Genomic DNA, 20,722 nt, shown 5'->3' on the forward strand with positions numbered 1-20,722 from the left:
TTTCTTTACATTTTGTTTGAAAATTGAAATTAATTCTGTAAAATTGTAAAGATTTTCTTTACAAGAACGTTTTAAGCAACATTTGTAAGCACTTTTCGCTACAGCGTCCCTTATCTCTTTAATCGTGCATCAATAGCGATAGGTGTCATCATTAAATTCATCGAATATGAACAAAATTAAAACCATTCTGAAAACATTAGCGGAAAAGATACCGGTTGATTGTATCTATGAATTTCCTTACTCTTTTTTAGGAAATGAGAAATTTCATCTTCTTGTGGTTATTGATCCTAAATGCCAGGTTGCCACTAAAACGCTGGAACCGATGGCCGAGCTATGCTTGCCTGAAACACGCTTGCATAGTTATTCCTTGATTCCCTATGGCGAATTGAAAACAGCGATCAAAAATGGGACACTTCATTATTCCTTAGCCTGTCGTAAGCAACATTTAAAACTCAGCCTCGGGAAAAAACCGATTCCAGATCTTACCCGAACAGAGTTGGAAAGTATCCGTACGAAGGCACGGGAACACTATGAGAAAGCAACCACCAAACAGCGCGATTTCTTGGACGGTATGGAGTTTTACTGCAACAAAGAAAACTTTGAACAGGCGCTCTTTATGCTGCACCAAGCCGCTGAGTTAACTTTTCGGGGTATCGAACAGGCAATCTTTAAGCGTGATCGTCCAAGTCACAGCTTACAGGAGCACATCAAGTTAATAGCAAAATACATCCCTCCGTTTGTCGATCTAGTTGGCAAAGAAAATCCTTATCGTTACCGATTGCTGAAGCTAATCGATCAATCTTATACCGCAGTGCGTTATCAACGGCAATTCGATGTGGAGAAAGAGGAAATTGACCAGTTGATACTTACGCTAATCCCTGTTTTAGACTGGTGCAACGACTATTATCGTGCGTGCATCGCTGAGCTTGATGGGATGATACAACAATCCTCAAACCAACCGGAAGTAGGATCAACCATGGCTTTTACGCCAACGGCAGTTGCCTTATCTTTTCCCGACACCCTTATCAAGCAGCTGGGAGAAGCAGCTATAAAGACGCTGACCGCTATTTGCACCAATCTCATCAAAAGGGAATCCCTCCAACAACTCGTTCTTATTGGCCACGAAGCCGGTGAATCGAAAAAGGTCGCACTCTACCAGCCAGACGCCTTCGACGCTGTGCAAACACCACATTGTTTTCTGCTCGGCATCGGTTCCGGAAAGAGTACCTCTAAAAGTCATACCATCGTCCACACCGACATTCGAGTTACGGTCATCCTGTGCGCATGTCCGCGAGCAAGCCAAGCGTTAGAAAAGAAAAACCGCTTCTTTCTGCAAACGCTTAACCATGGCACAACGCTCTTTATCGATGCAGATAAAGGTCCCTTCACCATTCCAAAACCGGATTGGTCCATGACTTTGGAAAAAGCGAAAGCCGTTTGGAATTACCGAAAATATAAAGCCGATACCTTTCTTGCTTGCGCGGATCAAGCTCTTCGGGAAAGGCAAGACACCCAAATCACTATTTTCCTCCTGTCACAGAGTATGGAACAGCTCTGCGTCGGATTAATTTACGCCTGTCTCGGTTACCATGCGGATCAGAGCACCATTCCGTTTTTGCTTCAGGTAACCAAACTGATATCCCCGCAGCTAGCTGATTGCTTTGCCTTCGGTGGAGATACCACCAGACAGGCGCTCAAGTCGCTCGCCAACAGCCTACCGGCTATCCGTTACAAGAAAGAAGCTGCCCCTAGTGACATTGCGTTAGCAACCGCTATGGCCTGCTATGAACGTTTTTATGCTATTGCGAAGCTTTGCTGCACCACTAACTTTTCGCAATTAGAAAAACAGATCCAGCAAGCATGTGCTATAAATCAAGATTTGGTCGAAACGGCAGTTGACGCCCCTGCCGACGAACCGAGCAAGGTGTCATAGTCTCTTCTAAACCTGGCTATGCCCTTGCGTAAACATCTTATCTTCGACAATAAATTTTGCGGTGTAGGCCGCAAAATTTATATCCTCCGCTGAATCGGGTTATTGTCTACGCAGGTATTTAGTGAGGATCACGATCAGCTGCCCTTCTACCCTTCCCTCTATCTGTTCCGGATTATCCTCCACTAAACGGATATTTTTCACCACTGTGCCCAATTTCGCCGAGAGCGAACTTCCCTTTACATCCAATGTTTTAGTCAAAACCACTGAATCACCGTTTTGGAGCACATTGCCATTCGCATCTTTATGCACAGGTTTAGCGGCTTCCCCTTCTTCAAAGGAACCGGCTTGTGCCCACGCGAGCGTGTCTTCCTCCAGATAAAGAATATCCAGCGCATCCGCCGCCCAGCTTTCACCTTTCAAGCGATTGAGCACCCGCCAAGCCAATACCTGCACGGCTGGGATTGCGCTCCACATAACATCGGGCAAAAAACGCCAATCTTCGGCAGAAAAGCTGGCGGTTCCTTCCAGCTGAGCAGCCAGCTCTTTTGCGACTACGATTTCATTATCCGAATAACTGTCAGGAGTTACACTGTAAACCACTACTTCGCCTTCTTTGCCACTTAATTCGCACTTCCCTCCGCTTCTGGCCATAAGGGTATCATTTATTACCATGTTGCAATTTGTTGTTAGCTTGCAAAGATACGTTTTTAAGACCGCTTAAATACGGGCTTTCCTTTATCTCCTGCTAGACACCTAAGTTGTTAAACCCACCTGTACGGAAATGAACACCGATTTGTTCATTTCCGTACAGCGCTTCTATCAACCCCCTTATTGGAAGCCGCAATAAAGCCCTTTTTAATATGGCCGCTTAATTGTACAATAAAATAAAGCTTCCTGAATTTTAGAATACCAGAGCAAATAGGCCCATTGATTCGGAGAAGAATAGAAGCATCATTAAAACAGACAAAATGTGGACAAATTATTTAAAGATTGCCTGGCGCAATCTTCAAGCAGATAAGCCTTATTCCTCTATAAACATCTTGGGCCTGGCTCTGGGCATAGCTGCCACGATCCTCATCCTCTTCTATATATTAGATGAGCTAAGTTATGATAGCTATCATGAAAAAGCCGATCGCATTTATCGTTTAGAAGCAGACTTCCTTGTAAACGGTAACACCTTTCGCGAACGCACGGTCCCTGCACCCTTCGGTGCAGTATTGACTAAAGATTATCCGAAGATTGAAAACTACGCCCGCATATTAGGTCCGAGAAAGTCTTTAGTAAAGAACCCCGGGGATACACAAACTTTCGCAGAAGCCAATACGGTATTTGCTGACGCTTCCATATTCGACATCTTCACGCTACCTGTGCTCGCAGGGAATCCACGTGTCAGTCTGCGCGAACCAAACACGATGGTTATCTCCGAATCAGTTGCTAAAAAATACTTCCACAGCATTCAGGTAGTAGGAAAGACACTGCACATGGACAACACATCCGACTATAAAATTGTGGGTGTTATTAAAGACATGCCTACCCAGTCGCATATCCGCTTTGATATTATACAAGCGATGGCCGGCAATGCCGAAAGCAAAGAAGTAAACTGGATGAGCGATAATTTTGTGACCTATTTACTTACTAAACCAAATTTAGATATCAAGGAGTTAAACACTTACTTGATAGAAGCCACCCGAAAATACATGGATGGGCCTTTGAAAAAGATGACCGGCAGCAGCATTGCCGAGCTGGATGCTCACCAAGAATATTTCCGCTACAACAGCATGCCTATTACAGATATTCACTTGAAGTCGACCTTATCGGATGAGGCGGAGCCTTCAGGAAGTATACAGACGGTTCATCTATTCATGATAATTGCAGTGATGATCCTTTTGATAGCGTGCGCCAACTTTACCAACTTATCTACGGCTCGGGCTAGCAGAAGGTCAAAAGAGGTAGGCGTCCGTAAGGTATTGGGATCTACGCGATCTAAACTCATGGTACAGTTTTTAACAGAGTCTATATTGATGAGTTTCTTCGCCTCACTTTTTGCCCTTATTCTTGTTGCTTTACTATTACCTTCTTTGAACCAAATTAGTGGAAAAGCCATTTCCCTTTCATTTCTGAAAACTTATTGGCTATTGGGAGGACTACTCTTCTTTTCGCTCCTCGTCGGATCGGTATCAGGTATATATCCGGCTTTCTTTCTCTCTGCTTTTGAACCGGCTAAAACCTTAAAAAGCAAAACGGCCAGTGGTTTAAAAGACCGCGGACTACGAAGCGTATTAGTAATTTTTCAGTTCGCCGCAGCCATCATTCTTATTATTAGTACCTGCGTTATTTTAACGCAATTACATTTCATACAGAACGTACGGTTGGGCTATAACCGGGATCAAGTCCTGGTTATTAAAAATGGTTATTCACTGTGGAAACAGTTGCCAATCTTTAAAGAAGAACTAAAAAAGCTTCCGGGTGTGCAGTCGGTTAGCATTGCCCGTACGCTACCCACCGACCTGAACCGCAATGTCCATATTTTTTCTAAGGATCCGGCACGAAGCAGCGGCGAAGTAACAGGTATTGCCCAATGGGATATTGATCATGATTACTTTGCGACCCTTGATATCGAGCTGTTAAAAGGCCGTAATTTCCTTGCCCATAGTATAACGGATTCATCTGCTATTTTGATCAATGAAAGCGCCGCAAAGTTATTAGCTTATAAAGATCCGCTTCATCAGTCCCTATATGAAGGGAATATAAAACGTGAGATCATTGGCGTAGTGAAGGACTTTAACGCGGGCTCTTTACACAGCACCGTCCCTCCCCTTGTTTTTTCCCTTACTGACATGGCGGATAACATTATCGTTCGTGTAAACACCAGTAATATATCACATCTGCTTAATCAAATCGAAGAACAGTACCATGGTATGGAGAAAATGGACGGACAGCCTTTTAGTTACTCCTTTCTGAATGAAAACTTCAATCGACTCTATGATGCGGAACATCGGGCGGGAAAATTATTCTTCGTTGCTGCGGCTTTCGCCATATTCATTGCTTGTTTAGGTCTATTTGGCCTTATCAGTTACAGCTGCCAACAAAGAACCAAGGAAATCGGTATTCGAAAGGTGCTAGGTGCATCCGTTCCCTCGATTGCTCGAATGATTTCAATTGATTTTATCCGATTGGTTGGTTTGTCCATCTTGGTCGCTTCTCCTATTGCTTGGTGGGCGATGAACAATTGGCTGGAAAACTTTGCATATAAAATCGGCATACAGTGGTGGATGTTTTTGCTAGCTGGTGGCGTAGCTATAGCTATCGCTTTGCTTACCGTTAGTTTGCAAGCGATCAAAGCAGCTTTGGCTAATCCGGTAGACTCCTTAAGGAATGAGTAACTATGATTGTCGGTTATTCGTAGTCAGTTATTAGAAATTAAGTTAATCAACAAAACTAATGTAGGCAAAACACCAAAAGTAAGACGATACGGATAAAGCCGATATCGCTTAATATCCGACCGATTTGTAGGGCTCTGAGTTTAAAAAAAGATAAAACAATCAGTTTTAACCGTGCGATTTCCATAACATGTGCGCCTGTTTAATATGTGACGCCAATAGCCCAACAAGGTTACAGCAAGACGCGAATTCACCACCTGCTGTCTCTTCTTGTCTTTAAAGTCCTGTGAGAGCGACATAGGTGCTCGGGGAACCACGCGACTACCCTATATAGATGGATGAACTACCCGCCAATGTCAACAGCTATTTTACCTACAAAACCACCTTTCTGCTTCATCGAAAGGGCTTCGGTCAATTGACCGAGGTTAAACACTTTTTCGATGTGTAATTTTAAATCCCCACGCTCTATAATGTCTCTTAATGCGCGGAGGTCATTCGCCTTCGGCTTAACGAAAACAAATTTCATATTAGGCTCGAACACCACATCAACAGCAGTTTTCACTAATCCCTTTAGGGTGTTCATTTCTCCTCTTGTAGTAACAAAAAGGCCTTGCTCATTTAAATGATGCTTTAAATCGCTATACGTATACATACCGGCGGCATCAAATATGAGATCGAAGCGGGCACCAGAAGGGATTCGCTGATTCTGATAGTCGATCACTACATCGCAACCAATTGATTTGGCGTAGCTTCGATGCTGTTCGCTGCACAATCCACTAATATGACAGTCTATCGTGCTCGCGAGTTGAACCGCAGCAGATCCGACACCGCCTGTACAACCCGTAATCAACACATTTTCCTTTCCTTGCAGTCGGCCGACTTTAAACAAAGCCTGATACGCCGTCAACCCAACCAAGGGAATCACCGCGGCCTCTAAGTAAGATAGCTTTTGTGGCTTTAATGCCACCTGACTGGCGTCTACCGCCAACTCTTCGGCATAGGCGCCACCTTTCAGCGCAGCAAGCATCCCGTATACTTCGTCTCCCTCTTTAAAGAGTCGACTTCTGGATTGGATAACTTTTCCGCAGAAATCACTACCGATCACCTGATCAGAAAACCCGGCGCTCGACAGCAGCGATTTTCCGTTTTGCACCATCACGTCGATGGGATTTACCGATGACGCATAATTCCGGATTAAAACTTGTCCGTTTTTAATTGACGGACTTACGAGTTCCTTAATTTTAAATTTTGCGCTTGCGCCTTTCTTTTCTACTACTGCAGCTTTCATTATGTTGTCGACATCCTTCCCTATAACAACATGCAAATTAAGGAATTGTGCAAGGGTGATTGTTGCCTGTATCTCATTTTGTGATTGTTTTTGTTATCTTTTTGTAAAAGAACCCGCAATAAGTAGGTACAAAAATGTTTTTATGCTCAAAAGCCCACATGCCCGCATAACTTGAAATAAAGATTATAATCAAATTCGCAAAAAATATTTTTAAACCTTAAATAATTAAACCTGAAAAATCGATATGTTTGCGGTCTAAACTCAAAATTTTATATGAAAAAACTTTTATTATTTTTTATGGCTTTTTTAGCCACTGGGGCTTCCTATGCCCAAAATGTTGATACCGACTCCCTTTCATTAAAAGCAACCGCCGGCAGTTTTGCTACCGAATTAAACTTTAATCCTTTTAACGGAGAGATCAGTTTAAACAACTCGCTCAATCAAATCAAAGTCCGATACTTCGCTAAATCGGACCTTGCCTTACGCTTAGGCTTTAATGTCAGCACAGACAATGCTCTTACAGACAACCAGCAGCCCTATGGTACCGACAACTATCGTTTTAAAGACAAAAAAAACAGTACCACCATTGGCGTCAACGCAGGTGTAGAGAAACATTTCAAAGGAACGCGCAGGTTATCACCCTATGTAGGGTTTGACCTTACCTTCACTAACAAGTCGATGAGCCAAGAACTTATCGAAGGGGAGTCTATTTTGGACGTCAAAGGAGGCTGGTATCAAACTTCTTATAACAGCAACGGTTATCCCATCCGATCCGTTGCAGGATACGGCTTCAAACGCTATGGAGCAGCCCTTATATGCGGTTTTGATTTCTATATGGCTGCTAACTTTTTCTTCGGTTACGAGTTTAGCTTAGGTTTTGATCAAACGGATTTCGATGAAATTACCTTGACCCAACGCGGAAATCCAACGTCTACCCCGAATAATTACACGGAAAACTCCAGTAGTTCTTTTGGTCCAAGAGTAATGAATGGCGTTCGTCTCGGTTATATTTTAAGATAAACATACATGAAAAAATTAGTATCAACCAACACCTTTTGGCTGTTCATCTGTAGCCTAAGCTTTTGCTTAAATGCTTGTAAAAAAGATCTTGATAAACATCCGCAAATGCTAACGGAAGATCCGATAGCGATCAACTTAAACACGGTTGAATTCAAAGGAAAAATTGTTGAAAAAGGTGAATTCAATGTGATCGACTATGGATTTATCTATGCCGCTTACCCTAACATCGACGATCAAAATGGAATTAAAGTTTCTTTGGGAAACAAGGCTTCCGTCGGCGACTTCAGTACCCTTGTTTCTAATGTACTGGATAACATATACGGCAGTACCGTGTATGTCCGATCCTACCTGACGAATAGCAACGGTACGGCTTATGGCTCGGTGAAACAGGTGAGTTTGCCGATTCCGTCAACCTCCTCTGTAAGTCCGACAGCAGGAAAGGCCGGAGATCTTATCACCATCTCCGGTCAATTTCATACCACAGATACCGCTGCAATCGCCGTATTTTTTATGGATAAAAAGGCCACTATTAAGACCTTGCAACAGGACAAGATCGTAGCAGAAGTACCAACCGGTATTCAGGCCTCTCACAACAGCCAAATCGGCATAAGCTTACAGATCGGGCAGCAAATATATCAAGCCAGTTACGACTTTAGAATACAAGCACGCATTAAAGACTTTACCCCCAAAACAGGTGCTATTGGCGCGGCAGTTACCTTAATCGGAGAAAACCTTCCAAGTTATTACTACGGAGATCAAGGTATCAAAATGTACTTTGGAAATGTGGAGGCTAACTTTATGTATCTGGACGTTCCTACCTATGTAGTTCCGCCTACCATAGAAGAAACATCCAAAGTATATATTGAGATTAATGGAGAAAGGTCGGAACTTCCCGGCGAATTCAAGGTTTTGGCGCCAACAGTCTCTGCTGTTTCGATTAATGCCGGCCTACCGGGCGAAACCATCGTAATCACGGGCACCGATTTTAGTACAGACTGGGCAAATCTGCCGAAAGTGAAACTTGGGAGTTATGACTTAGACGTATATGATGTCCGTCAAAACAGTATAACAGCAGTAATTCCCGCCAGCATTCCTTCCGGCACTTATGCGTTAACCGTGACTTCGGGACCGCATACCGTCACCGCCAATAACGCGTTTAAAGTAGAAGGTTATTCGGCATCTAGCTTCAGTCCGAAAAAAGGAGCCATCAACAGCCTTGTAAAAATCAACGGTGTTTTTAATGCCAACAATTATTATGAAGTGAGTTTTGGCTCGACACGGGTGGGCGCCACCGCTACTTCCAAGAGTGTTTTGGAAGTAAGCGTTCCTTACGGGCTTCCTGCAGGCAAAGTAAAAATCACCGTTCACTTCCCAAATAAGGACATTAAACTTGCTGATGATTTCGAAGTCATAGGCCCATCCATCAGCTCTTTTTCTCCCTCTTCGGGCGTTCCCGGAACAGCCGTTACCATCACCGGCGAAGGGTTCGCAGCAGACACCTGGAATACAGTGGTGAAATTTGGAACGGTTGAAGCCACCATTACGTCGATCACAGACACGCAAATCAAGGTTTTGGTTCCGTCGAATGTCAACATGGGCGCAATGAAAATAAACGTCGTATCAAACGGCCAAACAGTGACTAGCAAGGATGATTTCACTGCTATCAACTAAATAACCGGGTGAGCATTTCGGTGCTCACCCTCTTTACCGCTACGCGATCTAAATCCCCATTTTAGCGCATATCCAAAACTTTCCCGACTTCTTGCTATTTCCCCTTTCGCCGTCTTTTTCTTAGGTCTTCACCCTGTTCATTTCCGAACGAAACCTGTTCGCTTTCGGACACTTTTCGGCACGACAAACACACAAACAGCTAATAATCAAGTTATTACTATTTTGGAAACGTTTTGGTATAGATTTTTAAGTCCTTTTACGTGCCGCTTTAGCAAATCCTGTGGATTCTTTGCGGAATGAATGATTTGGTTACTCGTTATTAGTTGTTAGTTATTCGCTATTCCTGAAGGACGAACAACTAATATATTGATACTTGAATAAAAAACTATCCGTCGATTGGCGGATAGCTGCACAGCTCTGAAAAACGAATTAGTATGATTCAAAATTACTTGAAAATCGCTTGGCGGAATCTTTGGAAAAACCGAGGGTATTCGGCACTTAACATCGGAGGTCTGGCTATCGGAATGATGGCCTCCATCGTGATAACATGCTGGATTCAAAGCGAAATGACCTTCGACCGCTTTTATAGTACAACAGATCGCCTTTACCAGGTTTATAGTGAGGCAACCTTCGAAGGAAAAAAACACGCTTGGGGTAATACCGCAGCCATTCTTGGACCAGTGTTGAAAGAAGAGCATGCTGAAGTTGAAGAGACCGTACGGATTTCTTCCCTGACTGACTTCAATGTCTTACGTGTAGGTGACAAGAAATTCATTCCCAAAGGCCTAGCAGCAGACTCTTCCTTTTTCCGCCTTTTTGATTTCAAGTTTCTCTCTGGAGACACGAGAAACCCCATAAAGTCAGTCAATGATATTGTTATTACAGCCTCTTTAGCGCAAAAATTTTTTGGAAAAGAGAACGCCGTAGGAAAGGTGATCGCTTTTGATACGCTAAGCAACATGCTTGTTAAAGCAGTAATTGAGGACATACCTGACAATTCGCGATTTAGAGGAACGGAATATTTTTGTTCATGGCCCCTTTTAGAGCGTTTAGGTTGGGTCAGTTATTCTTCTTGGGGCGCGAACAACCATCAAACCTTCGCTCTATTGAAACCACAGGCTGACATCGCCCATGTCAACAGGAAAATTAAAAACTTGATCCAAAAGCACTCTGCAAATCAAAATCAAACGTCTATCTTCTTGCATCCCGCAAGCAAATGGAATTTATATAACCGATCCGAAAACGGAGAAATGGTCGCAGGCAGATTAAACACCGTTCGTTTATTTATTGTCATTGCTATATTTATCTTGTTAATCGCCTGCATCAATTTCACCAACCTAAGTACCGCCCAAAGTGAAAAAAGAGCGAAAGAAGTCGGTGTGAGAAAGGTCGTCGGCGCGCGCAAAAACATGCTTATTAACCAATTTTTGACAGAATCAATTCTTTTGTCCTTTATCTCGGGAGTACTCGCTATTGTACTTACAATCGTCGTATTGCCCTTTTTTAACCAGATCGTCGGCAAACAGCTTCAGGTTCCGACTGCTGATCTATCGTTTTGGTTATTATTGGTCTCCTTTATTTTGTTAAGCGGTATACTCGCGGGTGTTTACCCTGCTTTTTTCCTCTCTTCCCTTAAACCCATAAAAACGCTAAAGGGAACTTTTGTCTCCGCAGGCTCGGTCTTTAATCCCCGCAAGGTATTGGTGGTTTTACAATTCACGTTTTCGATTACCCTTATTATCTGTACACTCATCGTCAGCAAGCAAATCCGGTATGCCCAAGAGCGAGACAGCGGCTACGATAAAAACCAGCTTATTTATACTTCATTGGCTGGCCAAACAGATAAACACTATGAAGTCATCAAACATGAGCTTTTGAACAAAGGCGCAGCAATTGCCGTCTCTAAATCATTGGGACCAATTACTAGATATAGCAGCAACGGATGGGGCTTTAGCTGGCCCGGCAGCAAACCAGAAGATTATGATGTAGTGTTCGATCGCTTGAGCGCAGATGCCGACTTTACGAAAACAATGCAGGTCAAGCTTTTGGCAGGACGAGACATCGATATTCAAAAATTCCCATCAGACTCAACTGCCATATTACTCAATCGCACCGCAGTGAAACGTATGGGCTTGAAAGATCCCTTAGGCGTGGAAATTGTTCAAGGTAAGGGAGAAAAGTTTGCGGAAACCTGGCATGTGGTGGGCGTTATTGAGGACTTTATCCTTACTTCTCCCTACGATCCGGTTGAGCCACTGATTGTTTGCGGTCCAAGCAGTTGGTTCAATTACATGCATATCCGCTTAAATCCAGCAAATTCGATCCGCAAAAACATGGAACTAAGCGAACAGGTTTTTAACCGGTACAATCCAAATTATCCATTTGAGTACACGTTCGCTGATGAGGCTTATGCAGAGAAGTTCAAAAATGAACAGTTTACTGCCAACTTAACGGCTATATTTTCCGCTTTAGCTATTTTAATCGCCTGTTTGGGACTTTTCGGTCTAGCAGCCTTCACTACGCAACAACGTTCAAAGGAAATTGGTATCCGTAAAGTATTAGGAGCTTCCGCAACAACCATCACCTTACTCATTTCAAAGGGCTTCGTACAATTGGTTATGATCGCTTTTTTGATCTCCATGCCTATCGCTTGGTGGACAATGAGCAAATGGTTGAATAGCTTTAGTTATCGAATCGAAATACAGGGACTGGTTTTCCTCATAACGGGAACGCTTTCTTTCGCAATTGTAATCTTGACCGTTGGTTATCAAGTTATACGTGCCGCTTTAGCAAATCCTGTAGATTCTTTGCGGAATGAATGATTTGGTTACTCGTTATTAGTTGTTAGTTATTCGCTATTCCTGCAAAGGGCGAACAACTAATATATTGATACTTGAATCAAAAACCATCCGTCGATTGGCGGATAGCTGCACAGCTCTGAAAAACGAATTAATATGATTCAAAATTACTTGAAAATCGCTTGGCGGAATCTGCGCCGAAACCCTGTACAAGCATCTGTTCATATTATCGGTCTTTCTATCGGCATTAGCGTCACTCTCTTCGTTGCCCTATGGGTGTGGGATGAGCTTTCATTTGACAAACAACACAAGCATTACGAACGCATTGCGAAGGTGGCCCTTACCACGCGACAGCATCACGAACTGCATACATCAACCTTGGTTGCTGCACCGCTGGCGGAAGGCTTACGAACGACCTTTAAGAATCAATTTGAATCAGTTGCTCTGGCACGTGTTACCGGTGAGCATGTACTCCGCTTTGACGAGCAGATCCTGAAGGCGACTGGTAAATTCATTGAAGCTGAAGGAACGGCTATCTTACCAATGGTAATGTTAGGAGGGATCCGAAACGGACTCCAAAAGCCAAATAACATCATGCTTTCGGAAAGCATGGCGAGGGCAATATTCGGGAACCTAGACCCTATCGGAAAAGTAATCAAGATCGATGATACCATGCTCGCATCCGTCAGCGGTGTTTATGAAGACTTTCCCCATAATTCCAGCTTTTACGGCGTAAAACACCTCCTTCCGTGGGCACTTCTGACGGCTTCCAACAAAGATTTCAAGCGCCTTGAAACAAGCTGGGAATTCAACTGGTTCGAAGTCCTGGTTGCTTTAAATCCGGCAACAACGATGGAAAAAGCCTCTGCTGAAATCAAAAACTTTCAACGTCACGTTTTAAAAGACCAACCGGAACGGTCTACCGAGCTGCCGACCTTAAGCCTGTACCCGATGGAACAATGGCACCTCTATAACGAGTGGGAAAATGGCAAACCGACAGCGGGCATGCTAAAATTTGTCCGCCTTTTTGCTTTGATCGGTCTTTTTGTTCTGCTCTTAGCCTGCGTTAACTTTATCAACCTAAGTACCGCCAACGCACAGAAACGTGCGAAGGAAGTCGGCGTGCGGAAAGCAATCGGTTCAGATCAGAAGCAGTTAATGCTTCAATTTCTCTGTGAATCCGTTTTCATCACCGGTCTTGCTTACGTGTTGGCCTTAGTTTTGGTGTCCTTCGGCCTGCCATACTTCAACACCTTTGCGGAGAAATCGCTTCATTTACCCGTTAACAAGCTCAATTTTCACTTTCTGGGGATGGCTTTTGTCCTATGTGTCGGTATACTGGCCGGAACATATCCGGCGCTTGTTCTGGCATCGTTTTCTCCAATCAGCAGCCTTAGAAATGTGAAAATTCCGCAAAGTGGATTCCAGCTGCGCCAAGTTTTAATTGTTTTTCAATTTACGGTTACCGCCGTGTTGATGATCGGAACGTATGTGATCCACCAACAAATTAATCATGCAAAAAACCGACCGGTAGGATATAACCGGAACGACTTGATCAGTTTTCATCTGAACAAATTTAACGGGACAAACGAAGCCTTACATCGTGATCTATTGGCGACAGGTGTCCTTACCTCGACTTGCCAAGCCACAAGTCCGGCAACAGACGTATGGTCGCATACATCCGGTTTTCATTGGGAAGGAAAAACGGCGGGTTTCAAAGACGATTTTTCTTTATTGGCAGTGTCCCCCAGTTACGGCAAAACCTTAGGCTGGGAAATAGTCGACGGACGGGATTTTTCCAAAGATTTTCTCAGTGACTCCCTTGGAATTATCGTTAACGAAAGCGCTGTAAAATATATGGGAATCAAAGACCCCATCGGGAAGACCGTGCAGTGGAAGGATGAGACCTTTAATAACGGCAGCTATACCATTATCGGTGTGATTAAAGACATGGTCATGCAATCACCCTATGAGCCCGTTCATCAAACGATTTATTTTATGCAGCCTGCAGCTAATTTTCTCATTGCGCGTTTAAAACCCGGCATTCCGGTTCAGGATGCCTTACAAAAAATCCGAACCGTATTCCGCCAGCATATACCAAATCAAGCGTTCGATGTTCGCTTTGTTCAGGAGGAATTTGACCGTAAATTCTCTTTTGAAGAAAAGGTTGGCGACCTAGCCTTCATTTCTACGTTACTCACTTTATTCATCAGCTGTTTGGGTATACACGGACTTATGACGCTGCTTAGCGTCCAGCGTGCGAAGGAGATCGGGATTCGCAAAGTATTGGGAGCTGCTCTTAGCGATGTATTGATTCTGCTGTCTAAAGACTTTGTCAGGCTAGTGCTGATTGCGGTGCTCATTGCATCGCCGATAGCCTGGTGGGCCATGAAAAAATGGTTGGAAGACTTTACCTATCGTGTAGAAATACAGTGGTGGGTCTTTATGCTTGCTGGAATATTCGCTTTGGTCATCTCTCTACTCACAGTTTGCATTCAAGCTATCAGAGCCGCTTTGGCTAATCCTGTAGATTCTTTGCGGAATGAATGATTTGATTGCTGGCTTTTCGCTATCGGTTAATCACGCCGTCTTTCCGTGAAGACATTGATCCAAAGACTGGAAGTATATATACGCTAGCCAGAACTAATCACGAATAACGATGAACCAACAACTATTTACTGTCCGTTTCCGAACACTTGCTGTGCAGTATCGAACAACAGAAAAAAAGGAGAACAATCCAAACGATTAATAATCAACATTTTGTATTTTTTGGTTTCATTTATGCCTGTTTTGGTACGATTGGTTATAAATGAGGGCTTTGGGTAGGCCATAGACCTACTCTTAGCTTTTTTAAGCTATTCGCTATAAGTACGAAGTTCTAAAAACCTTATAACGTAAAACGTACAACTTATGACAACAAAATATGAACACCAATAACCTAAAGATCGCATGGAGAGCAGCTTGGAAATCCAAGCTGTTTACTGCGCTTAATGTTTTTGGCCTGGCCATAGGATTTGCGGGTTTTATTTTGGCTTATGCGTATATCAACAGGGAAGGCAGTTACGACAGGTGGAATCCCAACTATGAAAACATCTATCTTATCGGTTTAATCGATAAAGAAAACGCTTCCGATTATACCCCCGCTGCACTTGCTCCGGCATTAAAGGCTGCGATACCTGAAATCGAAACCATCGGACGCGTTGCAAGAGCCCCTTTTGAAACTCCTTTTATTTCGGAAAACGATATGTTCTTTGTCAAGAACTGGTTGGGCGCCGACCGTACAATAGCGGACATTTTTGCTATAAATATAGACGATCTATCAATCGCTCGTTCGCCGGAGAAATCAATAGGATTGCTCTCCGCCGAAGTAGGTCAAACACTGTTCCCTGACGAAGATCAAGCAGGTTTTAATGTCCCCAAGAGGGTATCCTTGGTGAACGAGCAGAGCGGTGTTTTCGAAAATATCCACGGGATCAGCAAGCCCCGCCTCTTGTCGAATTTTGAATACGATTACATCGGTTTTAGAGAAGACATCGCAGAAGGAAAAGGGGATGGCGATAACAATGTTTATCAAACCTATATGCTCGTTAAACCTGAAACGAAGATTAAAGCGCTCACCCATAAAATAAATACCATCTATCAAAATAATATCGCTAAACAACGAGAAACTAAAAGCTCAACACGTTCCGAAGCCAGCATTTACCTAGATCCCTTGAAAAATCTCCACCTGCGTCCAAAGAATGGTTCCGATACAGGATACAAGATCGTTTGGACCTTGGGTGTTCTTTCTGCCGTCATCTTGCTATTGGCATGCATTAATTTTGCTAATTTGATGTTAGTACAGGCTCAAAAACGATTTAAAGAAATCGGCTTGAAAAAAGTGTTCGGTGTTTCCCGAAACCGCTTAGCTATTCAATTTCTGATTGAAGTATTCGTACAATGCCTTCTTGCAGCAGCTATTGCCTGCCTTTTGACCCGTACGAGCTGGGATGCAATGAGCACCTATTTCGGATATGACTTTACCTCCTTCGCTTTTAACCGCAGCGTGCTTTTTCAACTGGGTACTGCCGTCCTGATAGCCACATTGCTTTCAGGCGCGTACCCCGCCTATATCTTGTCGGGTTATCATCCCATTACCATTATTAAAGGTCAATTCCGGAATGGGACACGTTCCTTTACCTTAAGAAGCGCCTTGCTTGCATTTCAATTCATCATCGCTTTCGTTTTTATCAGCGCTATGCTCGTTATCAACAAGCAAATGAATTTTATGGAAAAAAGTGATAAGGGATTTAATGTAGACCATATAGTGCGCGTTAAAAACCTTGCGGTCTTCAACAGACCCTCTCAATTTACAGCAGTTAGAAATCGGATAAAAGCCATTCCCGGTATAGAGGGAGTTACTGTGACAACGAATTATCCGGGCGGGGTCGCACCAAGCAACGAAGAATTTACTTACATGGATAAAAAATACCCGATGGACCACATCGGTGTCGACTTCGATTATTTTGAAACCCTAAATATGGATCTGTTGATGGGTCGAACGTTCTCCGCATCCTTTCTGTCGGATACCACCCAATCCATTGTCATCAATGAATCGGCCGCTCAACGTTTAGGAATAAAGCAGCTGAACAAGGAAAAGATCAGTATCTGCGATCAGCCCTATACCATCATAGGCATTATAAAAGACAGTAAAATGCAAGGGTTCGAGCAACTGATAAAACCCACAGCCTATACACTACAAACGAAGTGCAGTTATCCAAACCACCCTTTTAAATCTGATATTTTAGTAAAAGTGAATGGAAACAGCATTCACTCGACCCTACAAAGGCTGGAAAAACAATGGTCATCTATCAATAAATTGGATGGAAAGTACTTTATTTACGACTTTCTTGATCAGCAATACGCCGCACTCTATGCCAAACAGGAACAATTGGGCCAAGCTTTTACCGCATTTTCCGCCTTGGTGATGATGGTGGCACTGCTGGGTCTATTCAGTATGTCCGCCTTCGCCATTAACCTGCGTGAAAAAGAAGTAAGTATACGGAAAATCTTAGGAGCCAATACCAGACAGCTCTTCCTTTTGCTGAATAAGCCCTTCATTCAGCTAATAGGTTTAGCTATTTTGGTTGCTACGCCTGTCGCTTGGTGGTGTGCAAATAAATGGTTAGAGGGTTTCGCCTATCGCATTCAGCTATCTTGGTGGATTTTTAGTGTGGGCGCGGCATTAACCTTATTGTTAGCCATTATTACGATCAGTTATCAAGCGATAAAAGCTTCTATTGTCAATCCTGCAGATACATTAAGAAATGAATGACATTGTGAAGCCTAAAGGAGTGGGATGCGGTTTCGGTATAAAGAAGTTTTTTACCTTTTTAATTTTAACTTTTAATCTTTAATTTTCAAAAAAAACGATGATTCAACTGAGCAATATTTTCAAATGGTATAACGTGGGCGGCAACCGTTCATTTGTGTTAAAAGATGTTAACCTCACGATCAATGAAGGAGAATTTGTATCCATTATGGGCCCTTCCGGGTCAGGGAAATCGACATTATTGCATGTTTTAGGATTACTCGACGAGCCGAACGAAGGCAGCTATCAATTCCTTGGTGAAGAAGTTTTGCGCCTAAAGGAAAAGCAACGTGCTGCGCTCTATAAAGAGCATATCGGTTTTGTATTCCAAGCCTACCATTTGATTGATGAGCTCACTGTTTACGAAAATATTGAAACCCCGTTGATTTACAAAAATCTAAAGGGTAGCGAGCGAAAAGCTATTGTAGCGGATTTAATAGACCGTTTCGGAATTGTGGGCAAAAAAGACCTTTTCCCTTCCCAGCTTTCCGGCGGTCAGCAACAACTCGTCGGCATCGCGCGCGCCTTGGCCACTACACCCAAATTATTGCTGGCAGATGAACCCACGGGTAATTTAAACTCGAAACAGGGAGAGGAAATTATGGCTCTATTTAAACAACTGAACGAAGAGGATGGCGTCACAATTATACAGGTTACCCATTCGGAGAAAAATGCCGAATATGGTAACCGGATTATCGAGCTGTTGGACGGACAAATTGTAAAATAAGCTCAATACCGCTCCAAAAGGTTTGCATAGGCCTTCAAGGCGTGATGTATAAATACGTTTTTTCCGGTATCGGGATATACCTTATAATACGCAGAGTCAGGCTGGAGAACAATAGGAACTCCAGCCCGCATATAATTCATACTTGAGGCGTAAATAGGCTCCTTCAGCTCAGGCAGGGTTTTATGCACCTCTTTAAAGAGCGTTGTACCGAGATACTTTTCAAAGTTTTTCCTCGACTTTTTCGTTGATTTGTCTAATTTGCCAAAGGCATGTTTCAGGTACCACCGAACATAGAATGGCTTCTGCTTTTTCAATAGCGGCTCAATATTCCCAAAAGGGTTCAAGTGATTAAAGTCTTTCATGGTTTGCAATGAAAAGGGCGTTTCAGGCACCCAATCTGCGGCATTAACCACTGTAAGTCCCCAGCCGCCACGTGTAAGATAGTCATAATCATAGGCGTAAAATAAATTCCCGGGTTTTGGCGCCGCACTGCAATAGGTCTTTATAAGCAAATCTGCAGGCAATGCCTCCTCTTCTATCTGATACTTTAAATAAGAGGTCAACAAAAAGGCCAAAGCGCCGCCCTGACTATGTCCCATCACCAGCAATTGTTTCGTCCCGGCTTTGTAATGTTCTTTAATTTGACGCACGATGTCTGGCGCCAAATGGGCTATTCCTATCGTCCATCCTGCATGAACCGTCGCTTTGGGATCTTTTGAGAAGGTATAAGTAAATGTGCTGCTATCGCTCAGATTTAACACACCCTTTGCCGGAAGGGATGCACAATAAAAATTTTCTAACCAGCTTACGGCTTCGCCGATGGTTCCGCGCAGGGAGACGACCATCCTTTGTTTATCACGACTGAGCCACAAGTCCCAGCGGTTTCTCAGCCCTACTACGTTCGACCGATAAACACGCTCGTAATCTATAGGGGGTTCCAGGTAATTGGGCCCCGGCTTAAGCGTATCAACCTGCGCGGAAATTCTTAATAAAGTTTCATATTCTTGTTTATCAAAACCCGGTTTTAAGCTCTGTGCAGAGACAACTTCGGTGTTTATGTGCAAAAAAAGGAAAATACCAACAATATACCTATACATAACGCTGTTCGGATGGATGAAACGTCTATAAAGCTATAAAGTTTTACTCCCTTTTTGTTTATATTGCCAAAAAAAATTAGCTATTCCTAAAAACACTAATAGCCATCAACCAACATGAAGAAATTGCTTAGGAGTTTATATTTTCAGGTAATCATCGCCATTATTATAGGTATTCTGATCGGTCACTTTTACCCGAAAATCGGCGAATCGCTCAAGCCTTTAGGTGACGGCTTTATCAAATTGGTGAAGATGATTATCGCTCCGCTCATCTTCTGTACCGTGGTATTGGGTATTGCGGGCATGCAAAATGTAAAAAAAGTAGGCAAAGTAGGTTTGACGTCAATTATCTATTTTGAGATAATGACTTCGATTGCACTTTTGTTGGGTATGTTTATCGTGAATGTACTCGAGCCCGGTACAGGGATGAATATTGACCCTGCATCGCTCGACACCACCTCTGTAGAGAGTTATATCAACCAAAGTAAAAACCAAGATAGCCTTAAGGACTTTTTGCTTCATATTATACCGGATAACGTCATCGGAGCCCTTGCTCAAGGTGATTTATTACAGGTATTATTCTTCGCCATCTTGCTCGGATTCGGTCTATCCAAAATTGGCAAAGCCGCTGAGCCGGTAATGAATGTCTTGCAATCCTTTCTGAATGGAATATTCGCCGTTATCAAAATCATTATGCGGGCAGCACCTATCGGAGCGCTGGGAGCAATGGGTTTCACGATCGGTAGATACGGATTAAGCTCACTCACCCAGCTGGCGATGTTGATGCTCTGCTTCTATATCACCTGCCTTATCTTTATTTTCCTGGTTATCGGAGCCGTGCTGTATTTTAACGGTTTTAGTATATGGAAGGTATTAAAATATATTAAAGAAGAATTATTGATTGTTTTGGGAACCTCTTCTTCCGAATCGGCCCTCCCGGGCATTATGCAAAAACTAGAGCGCGCTGGTTGCTCCAAGCCGGTGGTTGGTTTGGTCGTACCAACGGGCTACTCTTTTAACTTAGACGGCACCTCGATCTATTTAACCATGGCAGCGATCTTTATTGCACAGGCGCTTAATATGCATATGGACTTCCATCAGCAACTGACGCTCTTATTGGTACTTTTGCTCACCTCGAAAGGCGCAGCGGGGGTAACCGGTAGCGGATTCATCATTTTGGCGGCAACACTTCCCATGGTTGGCCACGTCCCCGTAGAATCCGTTGCCTTGATTTTTGGTATCGACCGCTTTATGAGCGAAGCGAGGGCGTTAACCAATATTATCGGCAATACCGCCGCTACCGTCGTGATCGCCAAATGGGAAAAGGAAATAGATATGGAACAAGCGATAGCCATTAGGCGGTAAGCTCCGCCATACTCACCGTTCGCAACGGAATATAGGCAATGGATTGTGCCGCTGAGCGTTTATATGGATAACCGACGGGCTACGGCCTATGGATTA

General features: G+C 43.4%; 12 protein-coding genes. 9 read left to right on the plus strand and 3 right to left on the minus strand.

Going from position 1 to position 20,722, the window contains the following annotated elements; all coding sequences use genetic code 11:
- The first annotated feature begins 166 nt into the window (after nucleotides 1-166).
- A complete protein-coding gene (locus EPX21_RS11000) occupies nucleotides 167-1,933 on the plus strand; it encodes a HEPN domain-containing protein (RefSeq protein WP_134089741.1) in 1,767 nt (588 codons plus the stop codon).
- A gap of 99 nt (nucleotides 1,934-2,032) precedes the next feature.
- Here EPX21_RS11000 and EPX21_RS11005 read toward each other — a convergent pair whose 3' ends face one another.
- On the minus strand, nucleotides 2,033-2,584 hold the full coding sequence (locus EPX21_RS11005) for a PhnA domain-containing protein (protein ID WP_370450972.1): 552 nt from the start codon (nucleotides 2,582-2,584) through the stop codon (nucleotides 2,033-2,035).
- A 317-nt stretch (nucleotides 2,585-2,901) separates the two neighbouring features.
- Between EPX21_RS11005 and EPX21_RS11010 the strand changes: the two genes are divergently transcribed.
- Complete coding sequence (locus EPX21_RS11010; RefSeq protein WP_134089743.1) at nucleotides 2,902-5,316, plus strand: ABC transporter permease; 2,415 nt, start codon at nucleotides 2,902-2,904, stop codon at nucleotides 5,314-5,316.
- Nucleotides 5,317-5,656: 340 nt separating this feature from the next.
- Here the strand turns inward: EPX21_RS11010 and EPX21_RS11015 are convergent, their stop codons facing one another.
- Nucleotides 5,657-6,601 (minus strand): NAD(P)-dependent alcohol dehydrogenase, encoded by a 945-nt coding sequence (locus EPX21_RS11015; RefSeq protein WP_134089744.1) that lies wholly within the window; start codon nucleotides 6,599-6,601, stop codon nucleotides 5,657-5,659.
- A gap of 273 nt (nucleotides 6,602-6,874) precedes the next feature.
- On the opposite strand from EPX21_RS11015, the gene EPX21_RS11020 reads away from it, so the two are divergent.
- From EPX21_RS11020 to EPX21_RS11045, 6 genes are all read left to right on the plus strand, one after another.
- Nucleotides 6,875-7,621, plus strand: a complete 747-nt coding sequence (locus EPX21_RS11020; RefSeq protein WP_134089745.1) for a hypothetical protein — start codon at nucleotides 6,875-6,877, stop codon at nucleotides 7,619-7,621.
- Between the two features lie 6 nt (nucleotides 7,622-7,627).
- A complete protein-coding gene (locus EPX21_RS11025; RefSeq protein WP_134089746.1) occupies nucleotides 7,628-9,292 on the plus strand; it encodes an IPT/TIG domain-containing protein in 1,665 nt (554 codons plus the stop codon).
- Nucleotides 9,293-9,726: 434 nt separating this feature from the next.
- A complete protein-coding gene (locus tag EPX21_RS11030; protein WP_134089747.1) occupies nucleotides 9,727-12,114 on the plus strand; it encodes an ABC transporter permease in 2,388 nt (795 codons plus the stop codon).
- Nucleotides 12,115-12,246: 132 nt separating this feature from the next.
- Nucleotides 12,247-14,640: an ABC transporter permease gene (locus tag EPX21_RS11035; protein WP_134089748.1), complete on the plus strand. Its 2,394-nt coding sequence runs from the start codon at nucleotides 12,247-12,249 to the stop codon at nucleotides 14,638-14,640.
- 373 nt (nucleotides 14,641-15,013) lie between these two features.
- Complete coding sequence (locus EPX21_RS11040; protein WP_134089749.1) at nucleotides 15,014-17,404, plus strand: FtsX-like permease family protein; 2,391 nt, start codon at nucleotides 15,014-15,016, stop codon at nucleotides 17,402-17,404.
- A gap of 97 nt (nucleotides 17,405-17,501) precedes the next feature.
- Nucleotides 17,502-18,167, plus strand: coding sequence for an ABC transporter ATP-binding protein (locus EPX21_RS11045; protein ID WP_134089750.1), 666 nt, complete (start codon nucleotides 17,502-17,504; stop codon nucleotides 18,165-18,167).
- Between the two features lie 2 nt (nucleotides 18,168-18,169).
- Here the strand turns inward: EPX21_RS11045 and EPX21_RS11050 are convergent, their stop codons facing one another.
- On the minus strand, nucleotides 18,170-19,264 hold the full coding sequence (locus tag EPX21_RS11050) for a lipase family protein (RefSeq protein ID WP_134089751.1): 1,095 nt from the start codon (nucleotides 19,262-19,264) through the stop codon (nucleotides 18,170-18,172).
- A gap of 114 nt (nucleotides 19,265-19,378) precedes the next feature.
- Between EPX21_RS11050 and EPX21_RS11055 the strand changes: the two genes are divergently transcribed.
- Nucleotides 19,379-20,626, plus strand: coding sequence for a dicarboxylate/amino acid:cation symporter (locus tag EPX21_RS11055; protein WP_134089752.1), 1,248 nt, complete (start codon nucleotides 19,379-19,381; stop codon nucleotides 20,624-20,626).
- The last annotated feature ends 96 nt before the right edge of the window (nucleotides 20,627-20,722 follow it).

It is taken from the genome of Olivibacter sp. XZL3 (genome assembly GCF_004368405.1).
Classification (GTDB): Bacteria; Bacteroidota; Bacteroidia; order Sphingobacteriales; family Sphingobacteriaceae; genus Olivibacter.

What these genes read in the sequence shown, in the direction of transcription:
- EPX21_RS11000 (WP_134089741.1), top strand. Translation starts at nt 167, where the DNA reads ATGAACAAAATTAAAACCATTCTGAAAACATTAGCGGAAAAGATACCG.
- EPX21_RS11005 (WP_370450972.1), bottom strand. Translation starts at nt 2,584, where the DNA reads ATGGCCAGAAGCGGAGGGAAGTGCGAATTAAGTGGCAAAGAAGGCGAA.
- EPX21_RS11010 (WP_134089743.1), top strand. Translation starts at nt 2,902, where the DNA reads ATGTGGACAAATTATTTAAAGATTGCCTGGCGCAATCTTCAAGCAGAT.
- EPX21_RS11015 (WP_134089744.1), bottom strand. Translation starts at nt 6,601, where the DNA reads ATGAAAGCTGCAGTAGTAGAAAAGAAAGGCGCAAGCGCAAAATTTAAA.
- EPX21_RS11020 (WP_134089745.1), top strand. Translation starts at nt 6,875, where the DNA reads ATGAAAAAACTTTTATTATTTTTTATGGCTTTTTTAGCCACTGGGGCT.
- EPX21_RS11025 (WP_134089746.1), top strand. Translation starts at nt 7,628, where the DNA reads ATGAAAAAATTAGTATCAACCAACACCTTTTGGCTGTTCATCTGTAGC.
- EPX21_RS11030 (WP_134089747.1), top strand. Translation starts at nt 9,727, where the DNA reads ATGATTCAAAATTACTTGAAAATCGCTTGGCGGAATCTTTGGAAAAAC.
- EPX21_RS11035 (WP_134089748.1), top strand. Translation starts at nt 12,247, where the DNA reads ATGATTCAAAATTACTTGAAAATCGCTTGGCGGAATCTGCGCCGAAAC.
- EPX21_RS11040 (WP_134089749.1), top strand. Translation starts at nt 15,014, where the DNA reads ATGAACACCAATAACCTAAAGATCGCATGGAGAGCAGCTTGGAAATCC.
- EPX21_RS11045 (WP_134089750.1), top strand. Translation starts at nt 17,502, where the DNA reads ATGATTCAACTGAGCAATATTTTCAAATGGTATAACGTGGGCGGCAAC.
- EPX21_RS11050 (WP_134089751.1), bottom strand. Translation starts at nt 19,264, where the DNA reads ATGTATAGGTATATTGTTGGTATTTTCCTTTTTTTGCACATAAACACC.
- EPX21_RS11055 (WP_134089752.1), top strand. Translation starts at nt 19,379, where the DNA reads ATGAAGAAATTGCTTAGGAGTTTATATTTTCAGGTAATCATCGCCATT.